The sequence below is a fragment of the Caulobacter sp. BK020 genome (genome assembly GCF_004342605.1).
Classification (GTDB): domain Bacteria; phylum Pseudomonadota; class Alphaproteobacteria; order Caulobacterales; family Caulobacteraceae; genus Caulobacter.
Map to the genome: position 1 here is coordinate 181644 of NZ_SLZL01000004.1, position 25118 is coordinate 206761.

Sequence of the window (25118 nt, forward strand, 5' to 3'; positions counted from 1 at the left end):
AAGCGGCGCGGCGGCCAGGGATTTCGAACGGGCGTTCGCCTCCCCTACCCCGCGATCGCCGCCTTCGCCTGATCGTGCAGCCGGTCGGCCCGGTCCAGCAGGTAGTCGGCGTCCTCGCGCGACACGGCCGGCGAGGCGGTCAGGAAGCGCTGGATCATGTGCTCCTGGAAGCGCTCGCGGTCGCCGGGGCGGCCGTCGTATTCCAGGGCGTGGAAGGCGTCGACCCCGGCGCGCAGGGCCGGGAACAGGCGGGGCGGCAGGCCGGCCCGCTCGCAGATCGCCTTCAGGCCCAGGATCCCGGCGTCGTGGATCATCAGCCAGGTGCGGTGATGCGGCACGCCGGCCAGCTCGGCCAGGCCCCACTCGAAGAAGGTCATGTGGCCATGGGCCAGGGCGCGCAGCAGCAGCGACGGCGTCAGCCGGCCGACGCTGGCCAGGTGGGCGGCGAAGGCCTTGGCGTCGGCGGCGCGGCCGGCCTGATCGACCAGGTCGATCGTCGCCCGCTCCTTGGCGCCGAGGATCAGCTCCAGGGTCCGTTCGGCCGACAGCGGGTGGGCGGCCAGGATGTGGTCGCGCAGCTGTTCGCCGACCATGTCGATCAGGCGCTCGGTGACCGACAGCGGCAGGGCCGAGCGGTAGGCCACCGCCGACAGCACCTTCTCGGAGCGGGCGAACCGTTCCAGGGCGCGCTGCAGGGCGGTCTCCGACATGCGGGCGTTGTCGTTGGCGCAGACGGTGGCGACCACCTCCTCGCCGCCCTCCTCGACCAGGAGGGCCGCGACCTTGCCCGACAGCCGGGGACGCTTGGCCACGGCCAGCTGGCGCACCGGACCGCCCAGGCGGACGATCTCGGCCAGGTCGGCGTCGCTGAACACCGGCGAGGCGCTGATCACCGGCAGCGACACGCTCTCGACGTCGCGGGCCAGGCGGTTGGCGACGTCGGCCGGCAGGGTCGGCGAGTTGCGCAGGGTTACGGCCAGGGCGCGGCGGACCAGCTCGGCGGCGTCGGCGGCCATCACCCGCAGGATCTCGGCGGCCAGGGCGCGCTGCTCGTCGTCCAGGTCGGCCCGGTCGATGGTCCGGCACAGCTTGTGGGCGGCCAGGGCGCGCTCGTCGGGCGTCGCGCCCTTCACCAGCATGCGGATGTCTTGCTCGGTCAGGGCGGCGCGGGTGGTGGCCATGGATCTCCCCCTCAGGCCCAGGGAACGGCGGGGAGTCGGATCATCGCCGATCATGCTTAACGATTGTTTGCCCTCAAAGCCGCGGTCGTTAACGATAAGCCGTAACGCGGCGAAAACCGCGATCCCCTAGGGTCTGGCCTCACCAGTCGAGGAATCAGTCCTTGTTCGCCGAGCGCCCACAAAACACCCCCGCGGACGGCGGCGCCGACGCCCGCCTGGCGCTCGACGCCCAGACCGCCCTGCTGCCCTATGCGCTGGCCGTGTTCGCTGTCGGACTGCCGGTCTATGTCTGGGCCGGCTCGTTCGCGCAGAACGCCGGCTGGATGGCGATCAGCTTCGCGGTGTTCGCGATCAACTGGGGCGCCTTCTACGGCGTGGTCGCCTGGCTGCGCACCGACGCGGCCCGGGACCTGACGCGACGCGCGCGGGTGCAGGTGATGTCGGGCCTGCTGTGGGCGGTGGCGGTGTGTCAAATGGCCGCCTTCGCCGACGGGGCGGGCGGGGTGCGCGAGCCCCTGCTGCTGCTGTCGGCCGGCGCGGCCGTGATCTGCATCTTCTTCGCCGCCCCCTGCCTGCTGGCCCTGCTGCTGACCGCGCCGGTGGCCGCCATCGGGCCGCTGTACTTCCTGTTCGCCCGCCCGGACAGCGAATCGGCCGGCGTCATGGCCTTCGGGGCGATCGCCCTGGCCATGGCCCTGTCGCTGATCCTCAACCGCATGCTGGGCCGCCAGCACGCCCTGGCCCTGGCCCACGAGACCCTGCTGGAGGAACGGCTGACCGTGCTGGAGGCCGCCGAGCGCGCCGCGCGCTCCAAGTCCGACATCGTCGCCACCCTCAGCCACGAGATCCGCAACGGCCTGACCGGCGTGACCCACGTGCTGGCCGCCGCGGCCGGCAAGGGTGGACGCGCCGCGCCGTCCCGCGAACAGCTGAACGCCGCCCTCGACGCCGCCCAGGACCTGGTCGCGGTGCTGAACGCCACCCTGGATTCCGAGACCGCCGAGTCGGGCCGCCTGGCGGTCGACAGCATCGCCTTCGAGCCGGTCCGCCTGGTCCGCGACCTGGTGCTGCTGGACCGGCCGCACGCCGTGGCCAAGGGGCTGGAGCTGGCCCTGCACGTCGAGCCCGACCTGGAGCAACGCGCGCTGGGCGCCGCGATCGGCGATCCCCTGCGCACCCGCCAGATCATCGCCAACATCGTCGGCAACGCCGTCAAGTACACCGTGCGCGGCCGGATCGAGGTGCGGGTCGAGCGGCGCGACAACCAGATCGCCATCGCGGTGGCCGACACCGGCCCCGGCCTGTCGCCTGGCGAGATGGACCAGGCTTTCCAGGCGTTCCAGCGCGTCGAGCGCACCGGAGCGGGCGTCAACGGCGCGGGCCTGGGCCTGTCGCTGTCGCGCCAGCTGGCCCGGCTGATGGGCGGGGCCCTGGAGGCGACCAGCGCCGTCGGCGTCGGCAGCTGCTTCACCCTGGTCCTGCCGTTCGACGAGAACGCCCTGTGCGTCGCCGAACCCGCCGACGGCGGCGAGACGCCGCAGCCGGTTGAGGCCGCCGGCGCCCCGCCGCGCAACCTGCGGATCCTGGTGGCCGAGGACGACGCCCTGAACGCCGCCATGCTGCGGGCCATCCTCGAACAGCTGGGCCACCAGGTGGTCCACGCCCAGAACGGCCGCCGGGCCCTGGACCTGGCGCGGATCTGCGACTTCGACCTGGTGATGCTGGACGGCCGGATGCCGGTGATGGACGGCCCGCAGACCGCCGCCGCCTTGCGCGCCCTGGACGGCGGCAACAGCGACGTGGCGATCGTGGCGGTGATCGGCGGCGACGCCGACGAGGCCCGCGAGTGCCTCGACGCCGGGGCCGACACCGTGCTGCGCAAGCCAGTCAGCGTCGCGGCCGTGGCCCGGGCCGTGGCCGACGCGGCGGCGCTGGACCGCAAGTCCCTGCCCCCCGGCCAGAGCGCGGTCGCCTAAAGCGCTTCCCAACAACCGTTTGGATCGTCCACAGTCCCCGCAACGACAAGACGTGGGAGGACGGGATGCTGCGCGATCTGCGGGTCATCGAACTGGCCACCTATATCGCCGCCCCGGGCGCGGCCGGGATCATGGCCGATTGGGGCGCCGACGTGATCAAGATCGAGTCGCCCGACGGCGACCCGATGCGCGGCTTCTTCGACACCATCGGTTCCGACCAGGCCGCCAATCCGATCTTCGAACTCGACAACCGGGGCAAGCGCTCGGTGGTGCTGGACATCCGCACCGACGCCGGCCGCGACGCCGCCAAGGCCCTGGCCAGGAGCGCCGACGTCTTCCTGACCAATGTCCGCCCCGCCGGCCTGGCGCGGGCCGGGCTCGACTACGAGAGCCTGAAGGCGGTCAATCCGCGCCTGATCTATTGCAGCCTGACCGGCTATGGCCTGGACGGTCCGGACGCCGACCGGCCGGGCATGGACGTGGCGGCCTTCTGGTCGCGGGCCGGGGTGGGCGCGATCACCGCCCCCAAGGGCGCCGAGCCCTTCCCGATCCGCACCGGCATGGGCGACCACGTGACCTCGCTGGCGACGGTGTCCGCCATCCTGGCGGCGGTCCACGAACGCCGGCGCACCGGCGTCGGCCGGCTGGTCGAGACCTCGCTGCTGCGGACCGGCGTCTATGCGATCGGCTCGGACATGGCCATCCAGCTGCGGTTCGGGAAACTGGCCTCGACACGGGGGCGGCGCGAGGCGGTGCAGCCCCTGGCCAACTTCTTCCAGACCCGCGACGGCCGCTGGATCTGCCTGCTGGTCCGCCAGGGCTCCAGCGACTGGGCGCGGATCGCCGCCGCCGTCGGCCGTCCGGAGCTGACCGAGGACCCGCGCTTTTCCAGCGCCCGCCTGCGCCGCGAGCACGGCGCGGCCCTGGTCGACATCCTGGACGCGGCTTTCGGGGCGATGGACTACGCCCAGGCCGCCGCGGCCCTCGACGCCGGCGACATCACCTGGGCGCCGTGGCAGACACCGCGCGACCTGATCGACGATCCGCAGGCCGCGGCGGCCGGCTGTTTCGTGCAGACCCCCGATGGCCACGGCGCGACCTTCCCCGCCCCGGCCGGCCCGGCCCGGTTTCCGGGCGCGGAGGATGGGCCAAGAGGCCCGGCGCCCCGGCTGGGGGAACACACGGCGGCCGTACTGGCGGAGATCGGGTGGTCGCGGGACGGGATCGCGGGTTGAGCGGCTTTCCGGCCCTTACCGGTTGGCCTTGTCGCTGGCGTCGGACAGCACCCGCAGCATTTCCGACGAGAACATAGAGCTGGTCATGCGCTGGGCCGACGACCCGCCGCCCGAGGCGAAGCTGAAGCCGCTGTCGGCGTCCTGCGGGCCGCGCAGGATCAGGCTGACCAGTTCCTGCTGCTGCTGGATACGCTCCAGCCGGCGGCCGGTGGCGTACTGGACGAAGCCCTGGTCGGTGTCGGGCATGTCGGGCCGGGACTCCGGCGCGGGGGCGGAAGCCGCGCCGCCGCCGGCGGTCCGGGTCAGGTTGGCGTAGACCTCGCTGACCGTGGCCGGCCGGCCCTCGCGATAGAAGATCGAGCGGTTGGCGGCCGCCGCGTCGGGGAACAGGGCCGCGGCGCTGGCTCCGGGCGAGTTGCCCACGGCCTCGATCAGCCGGGCCGAGCCCTGCGGCCCCAGGAAATGAGCGGCGTAGAGTTCGCCGGCCGTGGGCGAGCGCCCCACCCGACCGCGCAGATAGGAGGCGTGGTCGCTGGCCAGTTCGCCGGCCATCAGCGAGGCGGCGTGCGGGTCCAGCTTCAGGCCCAGCACCGTCTTGCGGGCCTCGTCGCCGGCCACCCGGTACTTGCCGTCCGAACCCTGCTGGATCAGGTCGGCATAGCGGGCGTAGCCGTACTTGGCGCCATGCTTCTTCAGCGTCGACAGCCAGGTCTGGTCGACGAACTGGAACAGGCCCGAGGCCGACGAGGTGCGCGCCTTGGCGGCGGGATTGTAGCCGCTCTCGCGCTTGGCCGTGCCCATCAGGAACGAGAAATCCACGCCCGTCGCGCTGGACGCGCGCTGGATCGCCGACTCGACGACGCTGCGGATGGAGGTGACGTTGGCCATGCCCGAAGATGTGCGCCCGCATGGTTAATCGCGCCTTAACCATGCCTGGCGGCCCGGCAGAAATTGCCTGTGGCGGGTCGCCGCAGCTACGGATGTAAAAATTCTACGTTCGTAATATTTACAAACGTAATTCTCCGTGACAGGCTTGCGCCATCGATCCCGGTCTCTTCGGGCGGTCGATCAAGAAGGAGGTTGTCATGGTTGCGTACGACGGCGCGGTCGGTTCCTACATTCCTGGCCTGGACACCCCGCGCGGCAAGCCGTCCAAGGCCCTGGTCGCGGCCCTGGTCGTGGTCTCGGCCGCCCATGCGGGCCTGTTCGCCTACCTGGCCTACCAGAAGTACGTGGAGCCGACGAAGATCGAGTACATCGATCCGACGCCGATCCTGATCGATCCGGTGATCCCCGATCCCCCCAAGCCCGACAAGCCGGTCCCGCCCAAGGCGACGTCGAATGCGCCGCTGATCCACAAGCCGACGCTGATCACGACTCCCACGGTCGATCCGCTGCCGGTCAAGCCGGTGGAAGGTCCACGCGATCCGCCCGGACCCGGTCCGGTGGACTTGAAAACCGACCTGCCGCCCGGTCCTCCGGTCGTGGTCGACCCGCCCCTGCCCAAGGTCGTCACCCGGCCCAACTGGCTGAAGAAGCCGGGGGCTTCGGAGTTCAGCCGGTTCTATCCGGAAAGCGCCATGCGCCGGGGCGTCGGCGGCATGGCCACCCTGAACTGCACGGTGGCCGCCAACGGCTCGATCCAGACCTGCAGCGTGCTGGACGAGACCCCTTCGGAGGAAGGCTTCGGCAAGGCCGCCATCAAGCTGTCGCGGTTCTTCCGGATGAGCCCGCAGATGGAGAACGGCCAGGCCGTCGACGGCGCCAGCGTCCGCATCCCGATCCGCTTCGACGCCGCCGAAGGCTAGGCCGGGGACGCGCACTCACGGCAGGGGGCGGAAGGTTTGCAGGGTCTTTGGTGTGAGTGCGTGTCCCCAACGTCGGACGGGGCGGGTCCAGCAAAGGCGCTGTCCCCCAAGGGTTCGAGTCAGCAGCCCCCAAATCCACTCATCCCGGCGTAGGCCGGGACCCAAGCCGAGTCGGCCAGGCGATCGCAGCCGTCCCTTCCGCCGCGCCCTGTCCGGACGGGCTGCTTGGGTCCCGACCTTCGTCGGGATGAGTGGAAGTTGAAGGTTATCCTCGGCGGATAGCGAACAGATTCCAGCAAAATCAAAGCCTTGAACTTTTCGACCCCAATCGATCCTCACCCTCCCGAACCCCCTTATCCTGGTCTCACCTCGTCGCAGGGAAAGGGCGCATGGCCAGCGACCGATGCGGCGGCGGGGGGCGATCGAGCGGGAAGCTCTGTCGGCGGTCCTTGTCCGCGTGCGTAGGGACAGGACCAAACCTTGCGTCTCTGGTGCCGGTCGGGCCTGTTATACAGATACGACGTGATGCAAGGGCTGACTTAGCAACAGGCGGGCGGTGACGCGCTCGCGGTCCGGGACCGGGTGTCGTTGACCTGGCCCGCCCGTCGGAGGCTTCAAGGCGGCGAGGCCCTAACAAGGCTCGGCGTCGCGCGCTTCCGGACAACGACCGCGCGGAGCGATCTGGGCTTCGTCGAAACGGTATTGTTTTTCAAACTCCGGACGATGTCCGGCGCTCCGCGACCCTTTCCATACGCTCAGCGAGAGATCGCGTGAGGTCGCTAACACTTGCCCCCACCCGACCGCTTCGCGGTCTGTCCGCCCCCAGAGGGGGCGGAGCCGCACGGCGCCTACGACAGCGCTCTTCCCCCTCTGGGGGAGGACGACCGCGAAGCGGTCCGCAGGGGGCCCGCCCGAACGACACTCGCGAAACCTCGCAAATATGCTAGACGCAGCGCCATGACTTCGACGCCTCTCGACAAGATCCGCAACTTCTCCATCGTCGCCCACATCGACCATGGCAAATCCACCCTCTCCGACCGCCTGATCCAGGAGACCGGCGGCCTGACCGCGCGCGAAATGAGCGCCCAGGTCCTGGACAACATGGACATCGAGAAGGAGCGCGGGATCACCATCAAGGCCCAGACCGTGCGCCTGCACTACAAGGCCGACGACGGCCAGGACTATGTCCTGAACCTGATGGACACCCCCGGCCACGTCGACTTCGCCTATGAGGTCAGCCGCAGCCTGGCCGCCTGCGAGGGCTCGATCCTGGTCGTCGACGCCTCGCAGGGCGTCGAGGCCCAGACCCTGGCCAACGTCTATTCGGCCATCGACAACAACCACGAGATCGTCCCGGTCCTCAACAAGATCGACCTGCCGGCCGCCGAGCCCGAGCGGGTGCGGGCCCAGATCGAGGACCTGATCGGCCTGGACGCCAGCGACGCCGTCCTGGCCAGCGCCAAGTCCGGCCTGGGCATCCACGAGGTGCTGGAAGCCATCGTCACCCGCCTGCCCGCCCCCAAGGGCGACATCAACGCGCCGCTGAAGGCCCTGCTGGTCGACGCCTGGTACGACGCCTATCTGGGCGTCGTGGTGCTGGTCCGCATCTTCGATGGAACCCTGAAGGCCGGCCAGCAGGTGCGGATGATGCAGACCGGCGCCACCCACCGCATCGACAAGGTCGGGGTGTTCAAGCCCAAGGCCACCGATGTCGACGTGCTGGGCCCCGGCGAGGTCGGCTTCTTCACCGCCTCGATCAAGGAAGTGGCCGACGCCGCGGTCGGCGACACCATCACAGACGAGAAGAAGCCCACCGCCCAGGCCCTGCCCGGCTTCAAGGAAGTGCAGCCCGTCGTGTTCTGCGGCCTATTCCCGGTCGACGCCGCCGACTTCGAGGACCTGCGCGCCGCCGTCGGCAAGCTGCGCCTGAACGACGGCAGTTTCACCTACGAGATGGAGAGCAGCGCCGCCCTCGGCTTCGGTTTCCGCTGCGGGTTCTTAGGGTTGCTGCACCTGGAGATCATCCAGGAGCGCCTCAGCCGCGAGTTCGACCTCGACCTGATCGCGACCGCCCCCTCGGTGGTCTACAAGATCCACATGCGCGACGGCACGGAGATCGAGCTCCACAACCCCGCCGACCTGCCCGACGTGATGCAGATCGAGAGCATCAGCGAGCCCTGGATCAAGGCGACGATCTTCACCCCCGACGAATATCTCGGCGGCGTGATCAAGCTGTGCCAGGACCGCCGGGGGATGCAGCGCGAACTCAGCTATGTCGGCAGCCGCGCCATGGTGGTCTACGACCTGCCGCTGAACGAGGTCGTCTTCGACTTCTATGACCGGCTGAAGTCGATCTCGAAGGGCTACGCCAGCTTCGACTACCAGGTCGAGGACTACCGGCCCGGCGACCTGGTCAAGATGTCGATCCTGGTCAACGCCGAGCCGGTCGACGCCCTGTCGATGCTGGTCCACCGCGACCGCGCCGAGAGCCGCGGCCGGGGCATGTGCGAGAAGATGAAGGACCTCATCCCGCAGCACATGTTCGTCATCCCCATCCAGGCGGCGATCGGCGGCCGGATCATCGCCCGCGAAACTGTCCGCGCCCTGCGCAAGGACGTGACCGCCAAGTGCTATGGCGGCGACGCCAGCCGCAAGCGCAAGCTGCTCGACAAGCAGAAGGCCGGCAAGAAGCGCATGCGCCAGTTCGGCAAGGTCGAGATCCCGCAGGAAGCGTTTATTGCGGCGCTGAAGATGGACGGGGATTGATTGGGGGCGCGGATTTGCGCGAATGACCGTGATCGCCTATATCCAACGTCAAATGGACTGGGGTTTCTCGGTCGGCGTTGGGCTCCTGGGACTTCTCGGGGGCCCTTCTGCTTTCTAGGGAAAGACTTTCAGACCGTTTGGCGCCAGCTTGAGCCTCAGGATTTCGAAGGCTCGATTTTCCTGCACCGGGCGGAGAACTTTCAGCCCGACCGGGCGGGCGATCAGGTCGGCCAGTTGCAAGCCAGACGAGTTGCTCTTCTTATCCGCGAATATCGCTTCCCAGCGTAGACGCGTGAAGTCGAGGCTTTGGCGTCCCCACCGCGCTTCGTTGGCGACGATGCGACGAAAATGCAGCTCCAACTCACGATCCTCGCGCTTGCCGCGCCCCTCGAAGACCACGTGGACCATCCTCCCGTCCTGACCCAGCACGAGAAGTCGCTCCAGAAGTTTCTCCAGACAGAAGTGCAGCGCCAGCTCGTAGGGGCTCCAAGGATCGGCGTATCGCGCAACCAGGCGAACTTTATCGATCACAGCCGCAATCACCTCGAATGCCGCATCAGCCACGATTTCATTGATGCCGGCGATGAAGGCTTGGCGAGCCTCGACGTCGACCTGCAGAAACGCGAAGTCCTTCTGCTGACGTCGAATGTCCCGCTCGTGGAGAATAAGTTGATCGTGCCCGATGGCCGCGAACTTCAGGCGTTGCAACCGCGGCACGACGTCATCGACATAGGCCGACTTGCTGACCAGAACAGCGCCGAGCACGAACAGCGGAAAGTCCGGATCGGGGTTTTCGAGAACGGGCGAGCCGCTCTCGTCCATGAAAACGATATAGTCGGCGAAGGCCATGCTATGCTTTTACGATAGCTTAAGACAGGAACAAGCCGAGTCCGCGTGACGAAGCGCGTCGATCTGGACGCCCCCCGTCACGCCGATAGCGCGATAGGCCCGCAGGGGATAAACCCCCGCCATGCTCCGCCTCTCCAACCTGTCCCTCCCCCTCGGCCACCCGCCCGAGGCCCTGGCCCCCGCCATCTGCAATCGCCTGGGCATTCCCGAGCGCGACCTGCTCAGCCACACCATCGTCCGCCGCGCCCATGACGCGCGCAAGAAGGCGGCGATCCTGATGGTCTACACCGTCGACGTCGCCCTGCGCGACGAGGCCGCCGTGCTGGCGCGGTTCGCCGGCGACAGCCAGGTGCGGCCAAGGCCCGACACCAACTATCGCCTGGTCGCCCGGGCGCCGGAGGGCTTGCCCGGCCCCCGCCCCGTGGTGATCGGCGCCGGCCCTTGCGGCCTGTTCGCCGGGTTGATCCTGGCCCAGATGGGCTTCAAGCCGATCATCCTGGACCGCGGCAAGGTGGTGCGCGAACGCACGCAGGACACCTGGGGCCTGTGGCGGCGCGGCGAGCTGAACCCGGAGTCCAACGTCCAGTTCGGCGAGGGCGGCGCGGGCACCTTCTCGGACGGCAAGCTCTACAGCCAGATCAAGGACCCCCGCCACCTGGGCCGCAAGGTGCTGGAGGAGTTCGTCAAGGCCGGCGCCCCGGAAGAGATCCTGACCGAGGCCCATCCGCACATCGGCACCTTCCGCCTGGTGACCATGGTCGAGAGCCTGCGCGAGACCATCGAGGGCCTGGGCGGCGAATACCGCTGGCAGCACAAGGTCGAGGACTTCGACATCGAGACCGCCGCCGACGGCGCGCGCCGGCTGAAGGGCCTGCACCTGTCGACCGGCGACTACCTCGAAGCCGACCATGTGGTGCTGGCGGTCGGCCACAGCGCCCGCGACACCTTCCAGACCCTGTACGACCGGGGCGTGCACATCGAGGCCAAGCCGTTCTCGATCGGGGTGCGGATCGAGCACCCGCAGTCGTGGATGGACAAGGCCCGGTTCGGGGCCTGCGCCGGCCATCCGGACCTGGGCGCGGCCGACTACAGCCTGGCCCACCATTGCAGCAACGGCCGTACCGTCTACAGCTTCTGCATGTGCCCGGGCGGCACGGTGGTGGCGGCGACCTCCGAGCCGAACCGCGTCGTCACCAACGGCATGAGCCAGTATTCGCGCAACGAGCGCAACGCCAACTCCGGCTTCGTGGTCGGCATCGACCCAGAGCGCGACTATCCGGGCCATCCGCTGGCCGGGATCGAATTCCAGCGACAGTGGGAGAGCCTGGCCTTCACGGCGGGCGGCGGCGACTACCGGGCGCCGGCCCAGAAGGTCGGCGACTTCCTGGCCGGCAAGCCGTCGGAGGCGCTGGGCGAGGTGCAGCCGTCCTACCGTCCCGGCGTCACCATGACCGACCTGGCCCAGTGCCTGCCGGCCTTCGCCATCGAGGCGATGCGGGAGGCCCTGCCGGTGTTCGGCCGCCAGATCGCCGGCTACGATCATCCCGACGTACTGATGACCGGCGTGGAGACCCGCACCTCGTCGCCGGTGCGCATCACCCGCGGCAAGGACTTCCAGAGCCTGAACGTCGCCGGCCTGTTCCCGGCCGGCGAGGGCGCGGGCTACGCCGGCGGCATCCTCTCGGCCGCGGTCGACGGCATCAAGGTCGCCGAGGCGGTGGCGCGCGCCTATGTTGGAGAGACGGCTTAGGGGCATCCTCATCCTTCCACTCATCCCGACGAAAGTCGGGACCCAAGCTGAGTTGGAAAGCAGATCGCCGGCCTGCGAGCGCGCCGCGCTCCTTGCTGAAAGGCCGCTTGGGTCCCGACTTTCGTCGGGATGAGTGGATTTAAGGAACGCCCATGCTCAAGATCCTCGGCCGCACCTCCTCGCTGAACGTCCGCAAGGTGCTGTGGACCTGCGACGAACTGGGCCTGGCCTACGAGCGCGAGGACTGGGGCATGGGCTTCGCCTCGACGAAGTCGCCCGAGTTCCTGGCCCTGAACCCCAACGGCCTGGTGCCGGTGCTGATCGACGAACAGGGCGCGCTCTACGAGAGCAACACCATCTGCCGCTACCTGGCCGCCCGCTACGGCCACGGCCACCTGCTGCCGGTCGAGCCGAGGCTGCGGGCCGTGGTCGAGCAGTGGATGGACTGGCAAGCCACCGGCCTCAACCCGACCTGGGGCTACGCCTTCCTGGCCCTGGGGCGGCCGACGCCGGGCTATGACGACCCCGACAAGATCGCCGCCAGCGTCGAGGCCTGGAACCGGGCCATGGCCATCCTCGACCACCGCCTGGCCGAGACCGGCGCCCACGCGGCCGGCCACGACTTCACCCTGGCCGACATCGTGTTGGGCGTCTCAGTGCACCGCTGGATGGCGACGCCGATGGCGCGGGCGAACCTGCCGGCGGTCGCGGCCTATTATGCGCGGCTGAAGGCGCGTCCGGAATTCGGCCGGTGGGCGCTGGACGAGGTTCCCTAGCGTGGCGCCGGTTCACGGCGCGCATTCAGGCCAAGCCGGTAACGCGCGCCGTTGCGCGGCGGAACGGGGCGGTGTTCATCTGAGTACTGGCCAAGTTGGGGGAAACGCATGATCTGGAAGACCTTGCTGATCGGCGGCGCGACCGTCTGCCTCGCGGCCTTGCCGTGCCAACCGACCCTGGCTGCTCCGACGAAGGCCAAGGCCGCGTCCAGGCCCGCGCGAGTCGAGGAGACGGTCATCACCGCCACGCGGCGGGAAGGACCGGACCCCGTCAGCTACATTCTGCTACACGACAAGTTTTCGGCGGAAACCGGCGCCTCCCTCAGCCTGAAACTGATCGAGACATTCAACCCCCAGCTCCACGCGGTCATCGCCCTGAACCCCCACGCCCTGGCCGACGCCCGGGCGCTGGACGCCGAGCGCAAGGCCGGCAAGGTCCGGGGACCGCTGCATGGCGTGCCGATCCTGCTGAAGGACAATATCGAGAGCGCCGACGACACCGCCACCACCGCCGGCTCCCTGGCGCTGAAGGACAACGTCACCAATCGCGACGCCCCGCTGGTGCGGCGGCTGACCGACGCCGGCATGGTGATCCTGGGCAAGACCAACCTGTCGGAGTGGGCCAATATCCGGTCCAACCACTCGATCAGCGGCTGGAGCGCGGTGGGCGGCACGGTGCGCAACCCCTATGTGCTGGACCGCAGCGCCTGCGGCTCGTCCAGCGGCTCGGGGGCGGCGGTGGCGGCGGGCCTGGCCCCGGCGGCGATCGGCACCGAGACCGACGGCTCGATCACCTGCCCGGCGGCGATCAACGGCCTGGTCGGGCTGAAGCCCACCGTCGGCCTGGTGTCGCGCACTCACATCGTGCCGATCAGCCATAGCCAGGACACCGCCGGCCCGATGACCCGCACGGTCACCGACGCCGCCCTGATCCTGACCGCCATCGCTGGCTCCGATCCCGCCGACCCGGCCACCCGCGAGGCCGACGCCCGCAAGACCGACTACGCCAAGGGCCTGGACAAGAACGCCCTGAAGGGCGTGACCCTGGCCGTCGCCCGCTTCTACACCGGCTATTCGCCCGGCACGGACGCGGTGTTCGAGCAGGCGCTGAAGGATCTCAAGGCCCAGGGGGCGACCCTGGTCGAGGTCAAGGATTTCGACGAGGGCCCCATCGGCAAGGCCGAGGGCGTTGTGCTCTATACCGAACTGAAGGTCGACCTGAACGCCTACCTGGCCTCCACCGACCCGGCCAAGGTCAAGACCCGCACGCTGGCCGATCTGATCGCCTTCAACCAAGCCACGCCCAAGGAGCTGGAATGGTTCGGGCAGGAGAGCTTCGAGAAGGCGGAGGCGACCAAGGGCTATGACGACCCCGACTACATCAAGGCCGTCGCCGACGGGAAACGCCTGGCCGGCCCCGAGGGCATCGACAGGATCCTGAAGGAGACCGGCGCGGTCGCCATCGTCGCCCCGACCACGGGCCCGGCCTGGACCATCGACCCGCTGAACGGCGACCACTACGGCGGCTCGTCCACCACCCTGCCCGCCGTGGCCGGCTATCCGCACCTGACGGTGCCGATGGGCGCGGTCGGCGGCCTGCCGGTGGGCCTCAGCTTCATCGGCCCAGCCTGGAGCGAGGCGCGGCTGCTGAACCTGGGCTACGCCTACGAGCAGGCGACGCACCGCCGGATCGAGCCGAGGTTCCTGCCGACGGTGGCGCCATAGACACGGATTCCGCGAAATGACGATCAGGTCGCGGTAGACCCTGGCGCGATCGTTTTACAGATGTAATCATTTCCTCGTCATCGGGAGAGGAACACGATCATGATCACGCGCCTCCTTCGCGCCGCCGGCGTCAGCCTGCTGGCCCTGGCCGTCGCCGCTCCGGCCGCCACGCCAGGTCTCGCCGCCGCGCCCCAGGACGGGCCGGTCACGCCCGAAGCCTGCGCCGCCCTGGGCTTTGCCGGCCCGACCCAGGAGCAGCTCACGGTGTCCGCCAAGCGGCGCACCCAGACCAGCGGCGTCCAGCCCCGCCCGGCCTTCGCGCCGCCGACCATCATGACGGCGCCGCCGCCCTTGCCGATCCCGCCGGTTCGCGAAGCCTTCGGCCCGCCGCCTCCCCCGCCGCCGCCTCTCCCCGCGGCGCCCGGCGTGGCCTATCGGGTGGCGCCGCCGGTGATTTCCAACGCTCCCGCTGTTCCCGTCGACCGGGACACCGAGCGCTATCCCGGCGCCGCCGCCAATCCGATCAAGCACGTGGCGGAAGAGCCGGTCTCGACCTTCTCGATCGACGTCGACACCGCCGCCTACGCCAATGTCCGCCGCTTCCTGAACGAGGGCGCCGCCCCGCCGCGCGACGCCGTGCGGGTCGAGGAGCTGGTCAACTATTTCGACTACGGCTACGCCCGCCCCGCCGCCAAGGAGCCGCCGTTCAAGCCGACCGTGGCCGTCGTCCCCTCGCCCTGGTCCAAGGACCGCCAGTTGCTGCACATCGGCGTCCAGGGCTACGCCGCGCCGCGCGCCGACCAGCCGCCGCTGAACCTGGTCTTCCTGGTCGACACCTCCGGCTCGATGTCCGGACCCGACCGCCTGCCCCTGGCCCAGAAGGCGCTGAACGTGCTGATCGACCAGCTGCGGCCGCAGGACCGGGTGGCGATCGTCGCCTATGCCGGCTCGGCCGGGGCGGTGCTGTCGCCCACCGACGGGCGCTCCAAGCTGAAGATGCGCTGCGCCCTGACGGCGCTGCACTCGGGCGGTTCGACGGCGGGCGGCCAGGGGCTGAAGCTGGCCTACGACCTGGCCCGGCAGAACTTCGATCCCAAGGCCGTCAACCGGGTGATCCTGATGACCGACGGCGACTTCAACGTCGGCATCGCCGAGCCGGCGCGGCTGAAGGACTTCGTGTCCGACCAGCGCAAGAGCGGCGTCTACCTGTCGGTCTACGGCTTCGGCCGCGGCAACTACAACGACACGATGATGCAGGCCCTGGCCCAGAACGGCAACGGCGTGGCCGCCTATGTCGACAGCCTGCAGGAGGCCCGCAAGCTGCTGCGCGACGACTTCGACAGCGCCCTTTTCCCGATCGCCGACGATGTGAAGATCCAGGTCGAGTTCAATCCGGCCAAGGTCAGCGAATACCGGCTGATCGGCTACGAGACCCGGCTGCTCAATCGCGAGGACTTCAACAACGACCAGGTCGACGCCGGCGAGGTGGGCTCGGGCGCGGCGGTGACGGCGATCTACGAGATCACCCCGGCCGGGGCGCGACCGTCATCCGACCCGCTGCGCTACGGCGCCAAGCCGGCGGCGGCGACGGGCGGGGACGAGCTGGCCTTCCTGAAGATCCGCTACAAGCCGCCCGGCGGCTCGGCCTCAACACTGATCGAGCGCCCGATCGGCGCCGGCGACGTGCGCGCCAGCCTGGCCGCTGCTCCGGAATCCACCCGCTTCGCCGTGGCCGTCGCAGCCTACGGCCAGAAGCTGCGAGGCGATCCCTGGGTCGACGCCGGCTTCGACTGGGCCGCGGTCACCGACCTGGCCCAGGGCGCCCGGGGCGAGGATCCCTACGGCCTGCGCGCCGAGTTCGTGCAACTGACCCGCGCGGCCAAGGACGTGAAGGGGAGCTAGGTGATCAGCCCCAGGAACGCCAGGCGGTCACGCTGCTCGCGCGTTCCTGGGGTGAAGTACTTCTCCGACCAGGCGTCGGTGTCCTTCAGGGCGAAGATCTGGTTGGCCTCGAGCTTGGCGTCCCTGCGCGAGCGGAACCAGTAATGCTCGAACATGCGCATGAAGTCGGCGACATAGACGTCGGCCACGGCCGTGTCGCCCCGGAAGACCAGCACGTTGGAATCGTTGGCCACCGTCGAGTTGGTCGAGAAGTTGGCCGAGCCGGTGACCAGCACGGGGTCGGCGCCGAACGGGTCGGCCAGGATGATCTTGGAGTGGATGTGGATGCCGGCGTGGTGGAAGCCCTCGTCCATCATCAGCCGGTCGCGATCCAGCTTGCGCTTCTGGAAGTCGGCCAGCTTGATGCCTTCGAAGGGCTTGGCCACGGCCGCCATGTTGCCGGGGTCGGCGTTGAGCTTGTCGATATTGCCCTTCTCGCCGTAGGACCCTTCCTTGTCGGCCAGCATGAAACGCATCGCGCCGTCGGTGGGCGACTGCAGCACGGCGCGGATCGTCTCGTGCAGGGCGAACGGCGCGCTGACCATCAGCACCTTGGCCGTCTTGCAGATGTCGGCATAGAGATCGATCATCCCCAGGCCGTTCTGCGGCGAGAACAACGGCGTCGTCCCATGCTGCAGCGCCGCCCGGTTCAGGGGCGTAGGCGTGATGACGTCGTTCTTGGCCTGGGTGGCGTCGATGCTCAGGTCCTGGGCCAGCACCTGGAAGCCGGCTTCGTAGCGCTCAGCGACGGCGGCGTCATAGACCGCGTGGCCGACGTTCAACTGGCCGTAGATGCCGCCCTCGGTCCAGTTCGTGCCGCCGGTCCACACCGCGATCGGCCTCAGCGCGCCCGCCGCGTCCTTGCGCAGCAGAACCAGGTACTTGTTGTGCATGATCGCCGAGCCCTGGGTGCGCGGCGTGGTCGGGAATTCGACGCCCAGGCTCTCGATGGCGTGTCGGTTCTCCTCGGCCGTCTTCCCGCCGTTGCGGGCGTGATAGACGATGTGCACCTCGGCCCCGCGCTTCTGGGCCTGGATCAGGGCGCGGATCGGCGTGGGTTTCTCGAATTCGTAGATGCAGCCGTGCAGGGCGAAGTCAGGCCCGTCGGCCTTGGCGATGAAGGCCACAAGCCCCTCTTCCAGCCCGCGCGACAGCCAGGTCAGGGCCTCGGGAATGTCGTCGGGATCGTTGTCGCCGAACTTGGCCACATAGGCCTGGCTGGCCGCCGCCCCGCGATTGAAGAAGATCGAGGTGGCCGCGTTGCGATTGTCCTCGGTGCGCAGCTCCAGGCTGACCCCGCCGGGGATGGCGTCGAACCCGCCTGGGCGCTCGGCGATCACGCCCTGGGCCAGGATCTCGGACGGCGCGCCGTAGCGGGCCACCACGCGGTAGCGGTAGAGCCGGCCTGGCTCAGTGGTGTAGTCGCCCCACCGGAACTTCTGCAGCGGGGCCCGGGCGGTGGTCACCCATTCGGGGTTAGGATCGCCCATGAAGCGCAGCGAGTTGGGCAGCCAGCGGCGATCCCCGGTGCCGACATCGGTGCGCTCGATCGAGAAGCCCAGACATCCAGCGCGGCGCTCGTCGGCCAGGTCGAACGCCAGCAACGCCGCGTGCGTTCCCGCGATCACCCGCACCGTCAGTCCGTCCTTCGAAGCCCTCGCACGCATCGCCGCCTCCCCGCCGCTCTAAGCGCGAGGATGAACGAACCGCACTTTAAAGGCGAGTCATGTTCGGCGAGCTTCGATCACCGTCCGGTCGGCATATCCTTGAAAGCCACGTCCTTGTCGACCCGCACGTCGCCCGGCAGGCCCAGGACCCGTTCGGCGATGATGTTCTTGAGGATCTCGTCGGTGCCGCCGGCGATCCGCAAACCAGGCGCCCACATCAGGCTCTGCTGGAAGGCCGCCTCCATCGGCGCCAGGGCCGGATCGGTCAGGACCCCGTATTCGTCCTGGGCCTCGACCGCGGTGTTGGCCAGGTCCTGCAACTGGTTGGCCGAGATGATCTTGCCGATCGAGCTTTCCGGCCCAGGGGTCTGGCCGCGCGACAGGGCGGTCATGGTCCGGAACCGCGTGTACTTCAGGCCCTGGGAATTGACGTACCAGTCGGCCAGCGTCTCCCGGAAGGCCTGGTCCTTCAGCGCCGGTCCCTGGGCGCCCGGCAGGCCGCGGGCCAGTTCCATCACCTGGCGATAGTCGGGTCCGGCCGAGCCGCCGACCGCCAGCCGCTCGTTCATCAGGGTGACCAGGGCCACCTTCCAGCCTTCGCCCACCGCGCCCAGCCGCTGGCTGTCCTTGATCCGCAGGTCGGTGAAATAGACCTCGTTGAAATCGCGTCCGCCCGACATCTGGTGGATCGGCCGGCGCTCGACCGCCGGATCGCGCATGTCGATCCAGAACATGGTCAGGCCCTTGTGCTTGGGAACATCAGGATCGGTGCGGACCAGCACGATGCCGTAGTCGCTGTAGTGAGCGCCGGTGGTCCACACCTTCTGGCCGTTGATCACCCACTCGTCGCCGTCACGCACGGCTCGGGTGCGCAGCGCCGCCACGTCCGAACCGCCGGCAGGTTCGGAGAACAGCTGGCACCAGATCTCGTCGCCCTTCACGGCCGGCGACACGAAGCGCTGCTTGGTGGCGTCGTCGCCGAAGGCCATCACCGTGGGCACGCACATCCCCAGACCGATGGTGAAGTAGCCATAGGAGACGCCCGCCTTGGCCTCTTCCTGGCCAAAGATCACCGACTGGATCGGCGTGCCGCCGCCCCCGCCGAACGCGGCGGGCCAGGTGATGCAGGCATATCCGGCCGCGGCCTTGCGGGCCTGCCAGGCCTTGGCCGCAGCCATGTGTTCGGGCGTCGTCGGCCCGGGCTCGCCATGCTCGGCGCGATGGGCGGCGGCGTTCTCGGCCAGCCAGACGCGGGCCTTTTCGCGATAGGCGGCTTCGTCGGGAGAGTCGTTGAAATCCATGATCTTGTCCCTAGGCCGCGTTCTTCTTCTCGAGCTCGCTGACCAGCCGCTCCTTCCAGAGCTTCGGCGCGCCCGCCACCAGGCTCAGTTGCCGCGAGCGGCGGTAATAGAGATGGCAATCGACGTCCCAGGTGAAGCCCATGCCGCCATGCACCTGGACGCTCTCCTTGCTGGCGAACCAGAAGGCGTCGGAGGCGGCGATGCGGGCGGCGGCGGCGGCGGTCGGCAGCTCCGGCGCGTCGACGTTCAGGGCCCAGGCCGCGTAATAGGCGTTGGAGCGCGCGACCTCGTTCCTGACGTACATGTCGGCCAGTTTGTGCTTGATCGCCTGATAGCCGGCGATGACCCGACCGAAGGCGTAGCGTCCCAAGGCGTACTCGCGGGCCATCTCCAGGCAGCGGTCGGCCCCGCCTAGCTGTTCGAAGGCCAGCAGCACAGCCGCGCGATCGAGGATCGCCTGCACCAACGCGAAGCCTTGCCCCGCCTCGCCCAGCCGATCGGCGACGGCCCCGTCGAAAGTCAGACGGGCCACGCCGCGCGTCGGATCCAGGCTGTCCAGGGTCTCCACCTTCACGCCGCCGGCCCGCAGGTCGACCAGGAACAGACCGGGTCGCCCGCTTTCGTTGGCCAGGACCAGCGCCATATCGGCCGCGTCGCCGTCGGTGACCGGGATCTTCACGCCCGTCAGCTTGCCGCCATCGACCTTGGCTTGCAGGACCGAGGAGGTGATCACGCCCGGCCCCTCGGACGTGGCCAGGCAACCGATCAGCTGGCCCGCCGCGATGCGGGGCAGGATGGCGGCCTTCTGGGTCTCGGTCCCGTGGGCCATCACCGCCTCGGCCAGGAGGTAGACCGTCGAGGCGAAGGGGATCGGCGCCAGAGCCCGGCCCAGCTCTTCGGCGATGGCGCACAGCTCCACCCGCCCTAGACCCAGGCCGTTGAACCGCTCGGGAATGGCCGCGCCGAGCCAGCCTTGCTCGGCCACGGCGCGCCACAGCCCCGCGTCGTAGCTCTTGCCGGGATCGTCGAGCACGCCGCGCACCACCGAAGAGGGACACCGCGCGGCGAGGAACTTGCGCGCCTCGTCCTTGAGGAACTTCTGATCGTCGGAATAGTCGAAATCCACCTGGACTTCCTCCCTGGCCGCTCTGGTGGCGGCGTCGGAGATACGATGAACGATCGTTCGCCCGAGGGAAAGATTGACCTCGCGTCAAGGATTTCAGGTTCTTATGGCGCTCCCGAACTCAGTGAGAACGCGTGCGTGGCCAAGACCGTCTTCCAGCGGAACCAGAAGGTGTGGGTCGAGAGCGTCGGCGCCTGGGCGACGATCGAGAAGATCGTGCCGATCTGGGCCAAAGGCTTCGACGAACCCGTGCGCGTCACCTATGACGTCGGCCTGGGTCGCGAGTTCGCCGCCCACGAACTGAAGCCGGAAGACCGTGTCGACGGAAACGCCGAGGCCGCCACGGCCAACTGGCGCATCCTGCGAGCCCGCAACAAGTGGCAGCAGGAGAGCGACTGCCTGCACCACCCCTATCCCGGCACCTACCCGGTGGTGGTCACCGATCCCAACGACTGGGGCGGCTGGCGCACGCCGGGGGCGGAATACGACCGCGACCCGCGCAAGATCGAATTCCAGGCCCGGTTGATCGCCGCCGCGCCGCAGCTCCACGCCCTGGCCCGCCAGCTGGTCGAGCTGGCCGCCGACCATCCCGAGGACGCGCCGCCGGCCCTGGTCGCCCTGGCCCAGCGCGCCTCGGCGATCGAACGCGGCCTGCACGAAGTGCCGGCGGCGGAGGTCGCCCTGGGCGTGGTCGAGGCGGGCTGAAGGTTTAGTCGAAGACCTCGGCGACCGGAGCGGCCGTTTCCGAACGGGCCCGGAAGTTGCCCCTCCTCCAGGCCTGGTGGAGAACCATCAGGGCCACGCCTGTGCCGATCACCATGGCCGGCGCCGACGCTTCCGGACCGAACGCCCCGCCGCTCAGCCAGTCCGGCGCGCCGGGCTTGGGCGCGCTCAGATAGAGGCTCTCCTGCACGGGAATGCCCGACACCCGCGCGCCCCAGATCCAGCCCTGGGTGAAGTTCCAGGCGGCGTGCGCGCCGATCGAGACCCACAAACGGCCGGTCAGCAGGTAGAACGAGGCCAGCATCAGTCCCGCCTCCACCGCAATGGCGATGGCGACCAGGGGCGTGGCGTTGGGATTGCTCAGGTGCAGCGCGCCGAACAGCGCCGCCGACAGGGCCAGGGCGGGCCAGGCCCCAAAAGCCCGCATCAGCAGCCGCAGCACGATGGCCCGGAAGATCAGTTCCTCGAACACGCCCGAGGCGACGCCGACATTGATCATCGCCAGGGACGAGGAGGCCCGCGGACCGGAGATGTCGTAGAGGCCGAGCGCCAGCAGGGCGGCGACCACGGCGCTGAGCATCGCGGCCCCGACTACGAGGCCGATCAGCAGCTCAGGCGCCGCCTGTCTCAGGCCCAGTTCGCTGGGCCAGCGGCCTTCGGCCAGTCGCACCATCCCGGCGTACAGCCCCAGGCCGACCGCGCTCAACGCCGCGACCACGACGAGGCTGAGCGGCGTGGCGGCGGCGCCTCGAGCTGGCTCCCCCGCCTGGCTGGTCACGGCGTAGACCACCATGAAGACGACGAACAACAGCCCGCCCCAACCCAGGGCGCGCAGCCAGCGCAGCGGCCCCGGATGCAGGACGCGGCGTGAGCCGATCTCCAGCCCGGTCGCCGACAATGAAACTTCCGTACGCGACATGAACTCGGTCCCCGAACGCAAGGGGAGCTTTGGTGGGTTCGCCGCGGGGTTCAAGTGACGAACAGTTTAGGGACGACCCCCGTCGCCCCCGGGCGGCCAGTCGCGGCCTGAGCCGGGTCGGCGCAAGCGGCCGTGCGGCGCGAACGCCACGGCGGGCCGAACCACGTCCAGGTCGACCTCGCCGCCGGCCGCGGTCAGCCGCCAGCAGCGTCGCCCGACCCAGATCAGCACCTCCAGCCCGTTGGCGGCTCCGGCGCTGGCCCAGCCGCGCAAGGTCGCCTCGAAAGGCGCCCGTCGCCAGGCGGTGGGCTGGGCGGGATCCAGTTCGACATTGATCACTCGGCCGCCCTCGCTTGCATGCAGCACCAGGCCGCTGCGGTCGGGCCGCCAAGCGTCGTCCAGTCGCGCATCCAGCAACCAGTCGCACGCGAAATCGGCGCAGCCCTGGGGCCGCACCTCATAGACGTCGCAGCCCCTGTCGCGCTTGTAGTAACGGCACCAGACGTGCGGAGCCTTCTCCAGCTCGCGCACGCCGATCAGCTTGCAGCACTGACCGCACGCGCCGCATTCCCGCCCGCTCATGAACCATCCCCGGATGAGGTCGGCACTCGCGGACAAATCGACGATCGGGTCAAGTGCGCCCTCGCCCCGGTCCTCGTCCTTGCCTACATTGCCAGGATGCGCACAGACACGCCCCAGCCCGTCCGGCTTTCGGACTATCGCCCATTCCCGTTCCTGATCGAGACCACCAGCCTGGAGTTCCAGCTGGATCCCAGCGCGACACGGGTCAAGGCGACCCTGGGCATCAAGCGCAGCGGCGACGCCGTCGAGGCGCTGTTCTTGAACGGCGAGCGCCTGAAGCTGATTTCCGTCGCCATCGACGGCCAGGCGTTGAGCGCCAACCAATACAGCCTCGACGGCGAAGGCCTGACGATCCACCAGGTCCCCGACGCCTTCGAGCTGACCACCGAGGTCGAGATCGATCCCTCGGCCAACAAGGCGCTGATGGGCCTCTACATGTCCGGCGGCCGGTTCTGCACCCAGTGCGAGGCCGAAGGCTTCCGAACCATCACCTTCTTCCCGGACCGTCCCGACGTGCTGAGCCGCTTCACCGTGCGGATCGAGGCCGATGCGGCGTTCCCCTACCTGCTGAGCAACGGCAACCTGTGGGAAGGCGGCGAGGTGGATTCCAGCCAGCCGGATGGCCGTCACTACGCCGTCTGGAACGACCCCTTTCCCAAGCCCGCTTATCTGTTCGCCTTGGTCGCCGGCGAACTGGATGTGCTGGAGGACAGCTTCGTCACCATGAGCGGTCGCACGGTGGCGCTGAAGGTGTTCGTCGATCCCGGCCAGGCCCCTCGCGCCGCCTACGCCCTGGACGCCCTGAAACGCGCGATGAAGTGGGACGAGGAGGCGTTCGGCCGCGAATACGACCTGGACCTGTTCATGATCGTCGCCGTGCGCGACTTCAACTTCGGGGCCATGGAGAACAAGGGGCTGAACATCTTCAACAGCTCGCTGCTGCTGGCCCAGCCCGAGACCGCGACCGACCTCGACTACGAGCGCATCGAAAGCGTCGTGGCCCACGAGTATTTCCACAACTGGACCGGCAATCGCATCACCTGCCGCGACTGGTTCCAGCTGTGCCTGAAGGAGGGCCTGACCGTCTTCCGCGACCAGAGCTTCAGCGCCGACATGCGCGGCGAGGCCGTCCAGCGGATCAAGGACGTCAAGGCCCTGCGCGCCCGGCAGTTCGCCGAGGACGCCGGCCCGCTGGCCCACGCGGTGCGACCCAACAGCTATCTGAAGATCGACAACTTCTATACGGCCACGATCTACGAGAAGGGCTCGGAACTGATCCGTATGCTCAAGACGATCCTGGGCGCCGAAACCTTCCGCAAGAGCCTGGACCTCTATTTCGCGCGTCACGACGGCGAGGCGACCACGGTCGAGGCCTTCATCGCCTGTTTCGCCGACGCCTCGGGCCGCGACATGAGCGACTTCTTCGCCTGGTACGAGCAGGCCGGCACGCCTTCGGTGTCGCTGACCCACGTCTATGACGAGGCGGCCAACATGCTGGAGATCACCCTGACCCAGACCACCGCGCCGACCAACGGCCAGCCGGTCAAGCGTCCCCTGCCGGTTCCCGTGACCATCGGTCTGCTCGACGGTGAAGGCGAGGTGCTGCGCGACAGCGAGGTGGTGCTGCTCGACGCGCCCACGGCCACCGTGCGCTGGGAAGGCGTCGAGCGCGCCCCCGTCATCTCCGCCCTGCGCGGCTTCTCGGCGCCGGTGAACCTGACCACCGACACCCGGCCGGTCGACCGCTATGTGCAGTTCGCCGCCGACCCGGACCTGTTCAACCGCTGGGAAGCCGGCCAGACCCTGGCCCGCGCACTGATCCTCGGCCGCGCCGCTGACGCGCCCGACGAAGTCGGCGAAGAGCGCTACGCCGACGCGCTGGGCAAGGCCCTGGTCGACGACGCCTCGGATCCGGCCTTCAAGGCCCTGCTGCTGGCCCTGCCCACCGAGGGCGACCTCAGCCTGGCCGTCGATCCGGTCGATCCGGCCGCGATCCACGTGGCGCGCGACCATCTGAAGACCGTCATCGCCGTCCACCTGGGCGACCTGCTGCGGCGGCTGCACGGCGACCTGCAGAGCGGCGGCGAGTTCTCGGCCGACGCCCGGGCGGCCGGCAAGCGCGCCCTGCGCAACGCCTGCTGCGACCTGCTGGCCGCCGACCCGCACGCGGTCAATGTCGAGCGGGTGGTCGGCCACTTCGAGAGCGCCGCCAACATGACCGACGCCATGGGCGGGCTGTCGGCTTTGGTGGCGATCGGCGGCGCGCCGGCTGAAAAGGCCCTGGCCGCCTTCCACGCCCAGTGGCGGCACGAACCGCTGGTGCTGGACAAGTGGTTCGCCGCCCAGGCTCGCGACCCCGGCGAGGGCGCGATCGGCCGGATCCTGGCGCTGACGGCCCATCCCGACTTCGACGCCGGCAATCCCAACCGGTTGCGGGCCTTGGTCCAGGGCTTTTCCAGCGGCAATCCGGCCCGCTTCCACGACCAGACCGGCGCCGGCTATCGCTTTCTCGCCGACCAGATCCTGGCCGTCGACGGCTTCAACCCGATGACGGCGGCCAGACTGGTCGAACCTTTGGGGGCCTGGCGGCGCTACGTGCCCGAACTGGGCGCCCTGATGCGCGAGCAGCTGGAGCGCATTCGCGAGCATGTGGGCCTGTCGAAGAACGTCCTGGAGCTGGTGTCCCGGGCCCTGGACTAGGAATCCAACTCCGCCGGTGCCCAAGTCTGGGATGATTCTTCGGCGCCACAGTTGCGACTAAAGGGCCCATCCCCGGCCGAAACCAAGGTTCGGCGG

18 protein-coding genes are annotated in these 25118 nt (G+C 69.1%); 10 read left to right on the forward strand and 8 right to left on the reverse strand.

Going from position 1 to position 25118, the window contains the following annotated elements; all coding sequences use genetic code 11:
• Positions 1–44: 44 nt before the first annotated feature.
• Positions 45–1181: a pole-localized protein SpbR gene (gene spbR, locus EV278_RS06665; protein WP_132088374.1), complete on the reverse strand. Its 1137-nt coding sequence runs from the start codon at positions 1179–1181 to the stop codon at positions 45–47.
• A gap of 161 nt (positions 1182–1342) precedes the next feature.
• On the opposite strand from spbR, the gene EV278_RS06670 reads away from it, so the two are divergent.
• Together EV278_RS06670 and EV278_RS06675 are read left to right on the forward strand one after the other, a co-directional pair.
• Positions 1343–3157 (forward strand): ATP-binding protein, encoded by a 1815-nt coding sequence (locus EV278_RS06670; protein WP_132088377.1) that lies wholly within the window; start codon positions 1343–1345, stop codon positions 3155–3157.
• 65 nt (positions 3158–3222) lie between these two features.
• The gene (locus EV278_RS06675; protein WP_132088380.1) at positions 3223–4392 is read left to right on the forward strand and encodes a CaiB/BaiF CoA-transferase family protein; all 1170 of its coding nucleotides are present in this window, start codon (positions 3223–3225) and stop codon (positions 4390–4392) included.
• 15 nt (positions 4393–4407) lie between these two features.
• Here EV278_RS06675 and EV278_RS06680 read toward each other — a convergent pair whose 3' ends face one another.
• A complete protein-coding gene (locus EV278_RS06680) occupies positions 4408–5280 on the reverse strand; it encodes a transglycosylase SLT domain-containing protein (RefSeq protein ID WP_132088383.1) in 873 nt (290 codons plus the stop codon).
• Positions 5281–5477: 197 nt separating this feature from the next.
• Between EV278_RS06680 and EV278_RS06685 the strand changes: the two genes are divergently transcribed.
• Positions 5478–6200: an energy transducer TonB gene (locus EV278_RS06685; protein ID WP_132088386.1), complete on the forward strand. Its 723-nt coding sequence runs from the start codon at positions 5478–5480 to the stop codon at positions 6198–6200.
• 957 nt (positions 6201–7157) lie between these two features.
• Positions 7158–8966 carry a translation elongation factor 4 gene (gene lepA / locus EV278_RS06690; RefSeq protein WP_132088389.1) on the forward strand — a complete coding sequence of 603 codons (1809 nt, stop codon included), beginning with the start codon at positions 7158–7160 and terminating at the stop codon, positions 8964–8966.
• Positions 8967–9080: 114 nt separating this feature from the next.
• Here lepA and EV278_RS06695 read toward each other — a convergent pair whose 3' ends face one another.
• Positions 9081–9815 (reverse strand): DUF3800 domain-containing protein, encoded by a 735-nt coding sequence (locus EV278_RS06695; protein WP_132088392.1) that lies wholly within the window; start codon positions 9813–9815, stop codon positions 9081–9083.
• A gap of 121 nt (positions 9816–9936) precedes the next feature.
• Between EV278_RS06695 and EV278_RS06700 the strand changes: the two genes are divergently transcribed.
• From EV278_RS06700 to EV278_RS06715, 4 genes are all read left to right on the forward strand, one after another.
• Positions 9937–11565, forward strand: a complete 1629-nt coding sequence (locus tag EV278_RS06700) for an NAD(P)/FAD-dependent oxidoreductase (RefSeq protein ID WP_132088395.1) — start codon at positions 9937–9939, stop codon at positions 11563–11565.
• Between the two features lie 152 nt (positions 11566–11717).
• Complete coding sequence (locus EV278_RS06705; protein ID WP_132088398.1) at positions 11718–12341, forward strand: glutathione S-transferase family protein; 624 nt, start codon at positions 11718–11720, stop codon at positions 12339–12341.
• A 108-nt stretch (positions 12342–12449) separates the two neighbouring features.
• Positions 12450–14066, forward strand: a complete 1617-nt coding sequence (locus EV278_RS06710) for an amidase (protein WP_243692110.1) — start codon at positions 12450–12452, stop codon at positions 14064–14066.
• A 99-nt stretch (positions 14067–14165) separates the two neighbouring features.
• Positions 14166–15968 carry a VWA domain-containing protein gene (locus tag EV278_RS06715; RefSeq protein WP_132088401.1) on the forward strand — a complete coding sequence of 601 codons (1803 nt, stop codon included), beginning with the start codon at positions 14166–14168 and terminating at the stop codon, positions 15966–15968.
• Here the strand turns inward: EV278_RS06715 and EV278_RS06720 are convergent.
• The 3 genes from EV278_RS06720 to EV278_RS06730 form a co-directional block, all read right to left on the reverse strand.
• A complete protein-coding gene (locus EV278_RS06720) occupies positions 15965–17674 on the reverse strand; it encodes a phospholipase D-like domain-containing protein (RefSeq protein ID WP_132088404.1) in 1710 nt (569 codons plus the stop codon). The genes EV278_RS06715 and EV278_RS06720 overlap by 4 nt on opposite strands.
• Before the next feature lie 77 nt (positions 17675–17751).
• Positions 17752–18975 (reverse strand): acyl-CoA dehydrogenase family protein, encoded by a 1224-nt coding sequence (locus EV278_RS06725; protein ID WP_132088407.1) that lies wholly within the window; start codon positions 18973–18975, stop codon positions 17752–17754.
• Positions 18976–18985: 10 nt separating this feature from the next.
• Positions 18986–20101, reverse strand: a complete 1116-nt coding sequence (locus EV278_RS06730; protein WP_132088410.1) for an acyl-CoA dehydrogenase family protein — start codon at positions 20099–20101, stop codon at positions 18986–18988.
• Positions 20102–20236: 135 nt separating this feature from the next.
• Between EV278_RS06730 and EV278_RS06735 the strand changes: the two genes are divergently transcribed.
• The gene (locus EV278_RS06735) at positions 20237–20803 is read left to right on the forward strand and encodes a hypothetical protein (protein WP_132088413.1); all 567 of its coding nucleotides are present in this window, start codon (positions 20237–20239) and stop codon (positions 20801–20803) included.
• A gap of 4 nt (positions 20804–20807) precedes the next feature.
• Here the strand turns inward: EV278_RS06735 and EV278_RS06740 are convergent, their stop codons facing one another.
• Positions 20808–21740, reverse strand: a complete 933-nt coding sequence (locus EV278_RS06740) for a type II CAAX endopeptidase family protein (RefSeq protein ID WP_132088416.1) — start codon at positions 21738–21740, stop codon at positions 20808–20810.
• Positions 21741–21806: 66 nt separating this feature from the next.
• The gene (locus tag EV278_RS06745; protein WP_132088419.1) at positions 21807–22322 is read right to left on the reverse strand and encodes a YkgJ family cysteine cluster protein; all 516 of its coding nucleotides are present in this window, start codon (positions 22320–22322) and stop codon (positions 21807–21809) included.
• A gap of 96 nt (positions 22323–22418) precedes the next feature.
• Here EV278_RS06745 and pepN point away from each other — a divergent pair, with 96 nt between their 5' ends.
• Entirely contained in the window at positions 22419–25022 is a 2604-nt protein-coding gene (gene pepN, locus EV278_RS06750; RefSeq protein WP_132088422.1) for an aminopeptidase N, read from the forward strand.
• The last annotated feature ends 96 nt before the right edge of the window (positions 25023–25118 follow it).

Bases quoted from the DNA above. Each gene is read 5' to 3' on its own strand.
- spbR (WP_132088374.1), bottom strand. From the start codon at position 1,181: ATGGCCACCACCCGCGCCGCCCTGACCGAGCAAGACATCCGCATGCTG.
- EV278_RS06675 (WP_132088380.1), top strand. From the start codon at position 3,223: ATGCTGCGCGATCTGCGGGTCATCGAACTGGCCACCTATATCGCCGCC.
- EV278_RS06680 (WP_132088383.1), bottom strand. From the start codon at position 5,280: ATGGCCAACGTCACCTCCATCCGCAGCGTCGTCGAGTCGGCGATCCAG.
- EV278_RS06685 (WP_132088386.1), top strand. From the start codon at position 5,478: ATGGTTGCGTACGACGGCGCGGTCGGTTCCTACATTCCTGGCCTGGAC.
- lepA (WP_132088389.1), top strand. From the start codon at position 7,158: ATGACTTCGACGCCTCTCGACAAGATCCGCAACTTCTCCATCGTCGCC.
- EV278_RS06695 (WP_132088392.1), bottom strand. From the start codon at position 9,815: ATGGCCTTCGCCGACTATATCGTTTTCATGGACGAGAGCGGCTCGCCC.
- EV278_RS06700 (WP_132088395.1), top strand. From the start codon at position 9,937: ATGCTCCGCCTCTCCAACCTGTCCCTCCCCCTCGGCCACCCGCCCGAG.
- EV278_RS06705 (WP_132088398.1), top strand. From the start codon at position 11,718: ATGCTCAAGATCCTCGGCCGCACCTCCTCGCTGAACGTCCGCAAGGTG.
- EV278_RS06710 (WP_243692110.1), top strand. From the start codon at position 12,450: ATGATCTGGAAGACCTTGCTGATCGGCGGCGCGACCGTCTGCCTCGCG.
- EV278_RS06715 (WP_132088401.1), top strand. From the start codon at position 14,166: ATGATCACGCGCCTCCTTCGCGCCGCCGGCGTCAGCCTGCTGGCCCTG.
- EV278_RS06720 (WP_132088404.1), bottom strand. From the start codon at position 17,674: ATGCGTGCGAGGGCTTCGAAGGACGGACTGACGGTGCGGGTGATCGCG.
- EV278_RS06725 (WP_132088407.1), bottom strand. From the start codon at position 18,975: ATGGATTTCAACGACTCTCCCGACGAAGCCGCCTATCGCGAAAAGGCC.
- EV278_RS06740 (WP_132088416.1), bottom strand. From the start codon at position 21,740: ATGTCGCGTACGGAAGTTTCATTGTCGGCGACCGGGCTGGAGATCGGC.
- EV278_RS06745 (WP_132088419.1), bottom strand. From the start codon at position 22,322: ATGAGCGGGCGGGAATGCGGCGCGTGCGGTCAGTGCTGCAAGCTGATC.
- pepN (WP_132088422.1), top strand. From the start codon at position 22,419: ATGCGCACAGACACGCCCCAGCCCGTCCGGCTTTCGGACTATCGCCCA.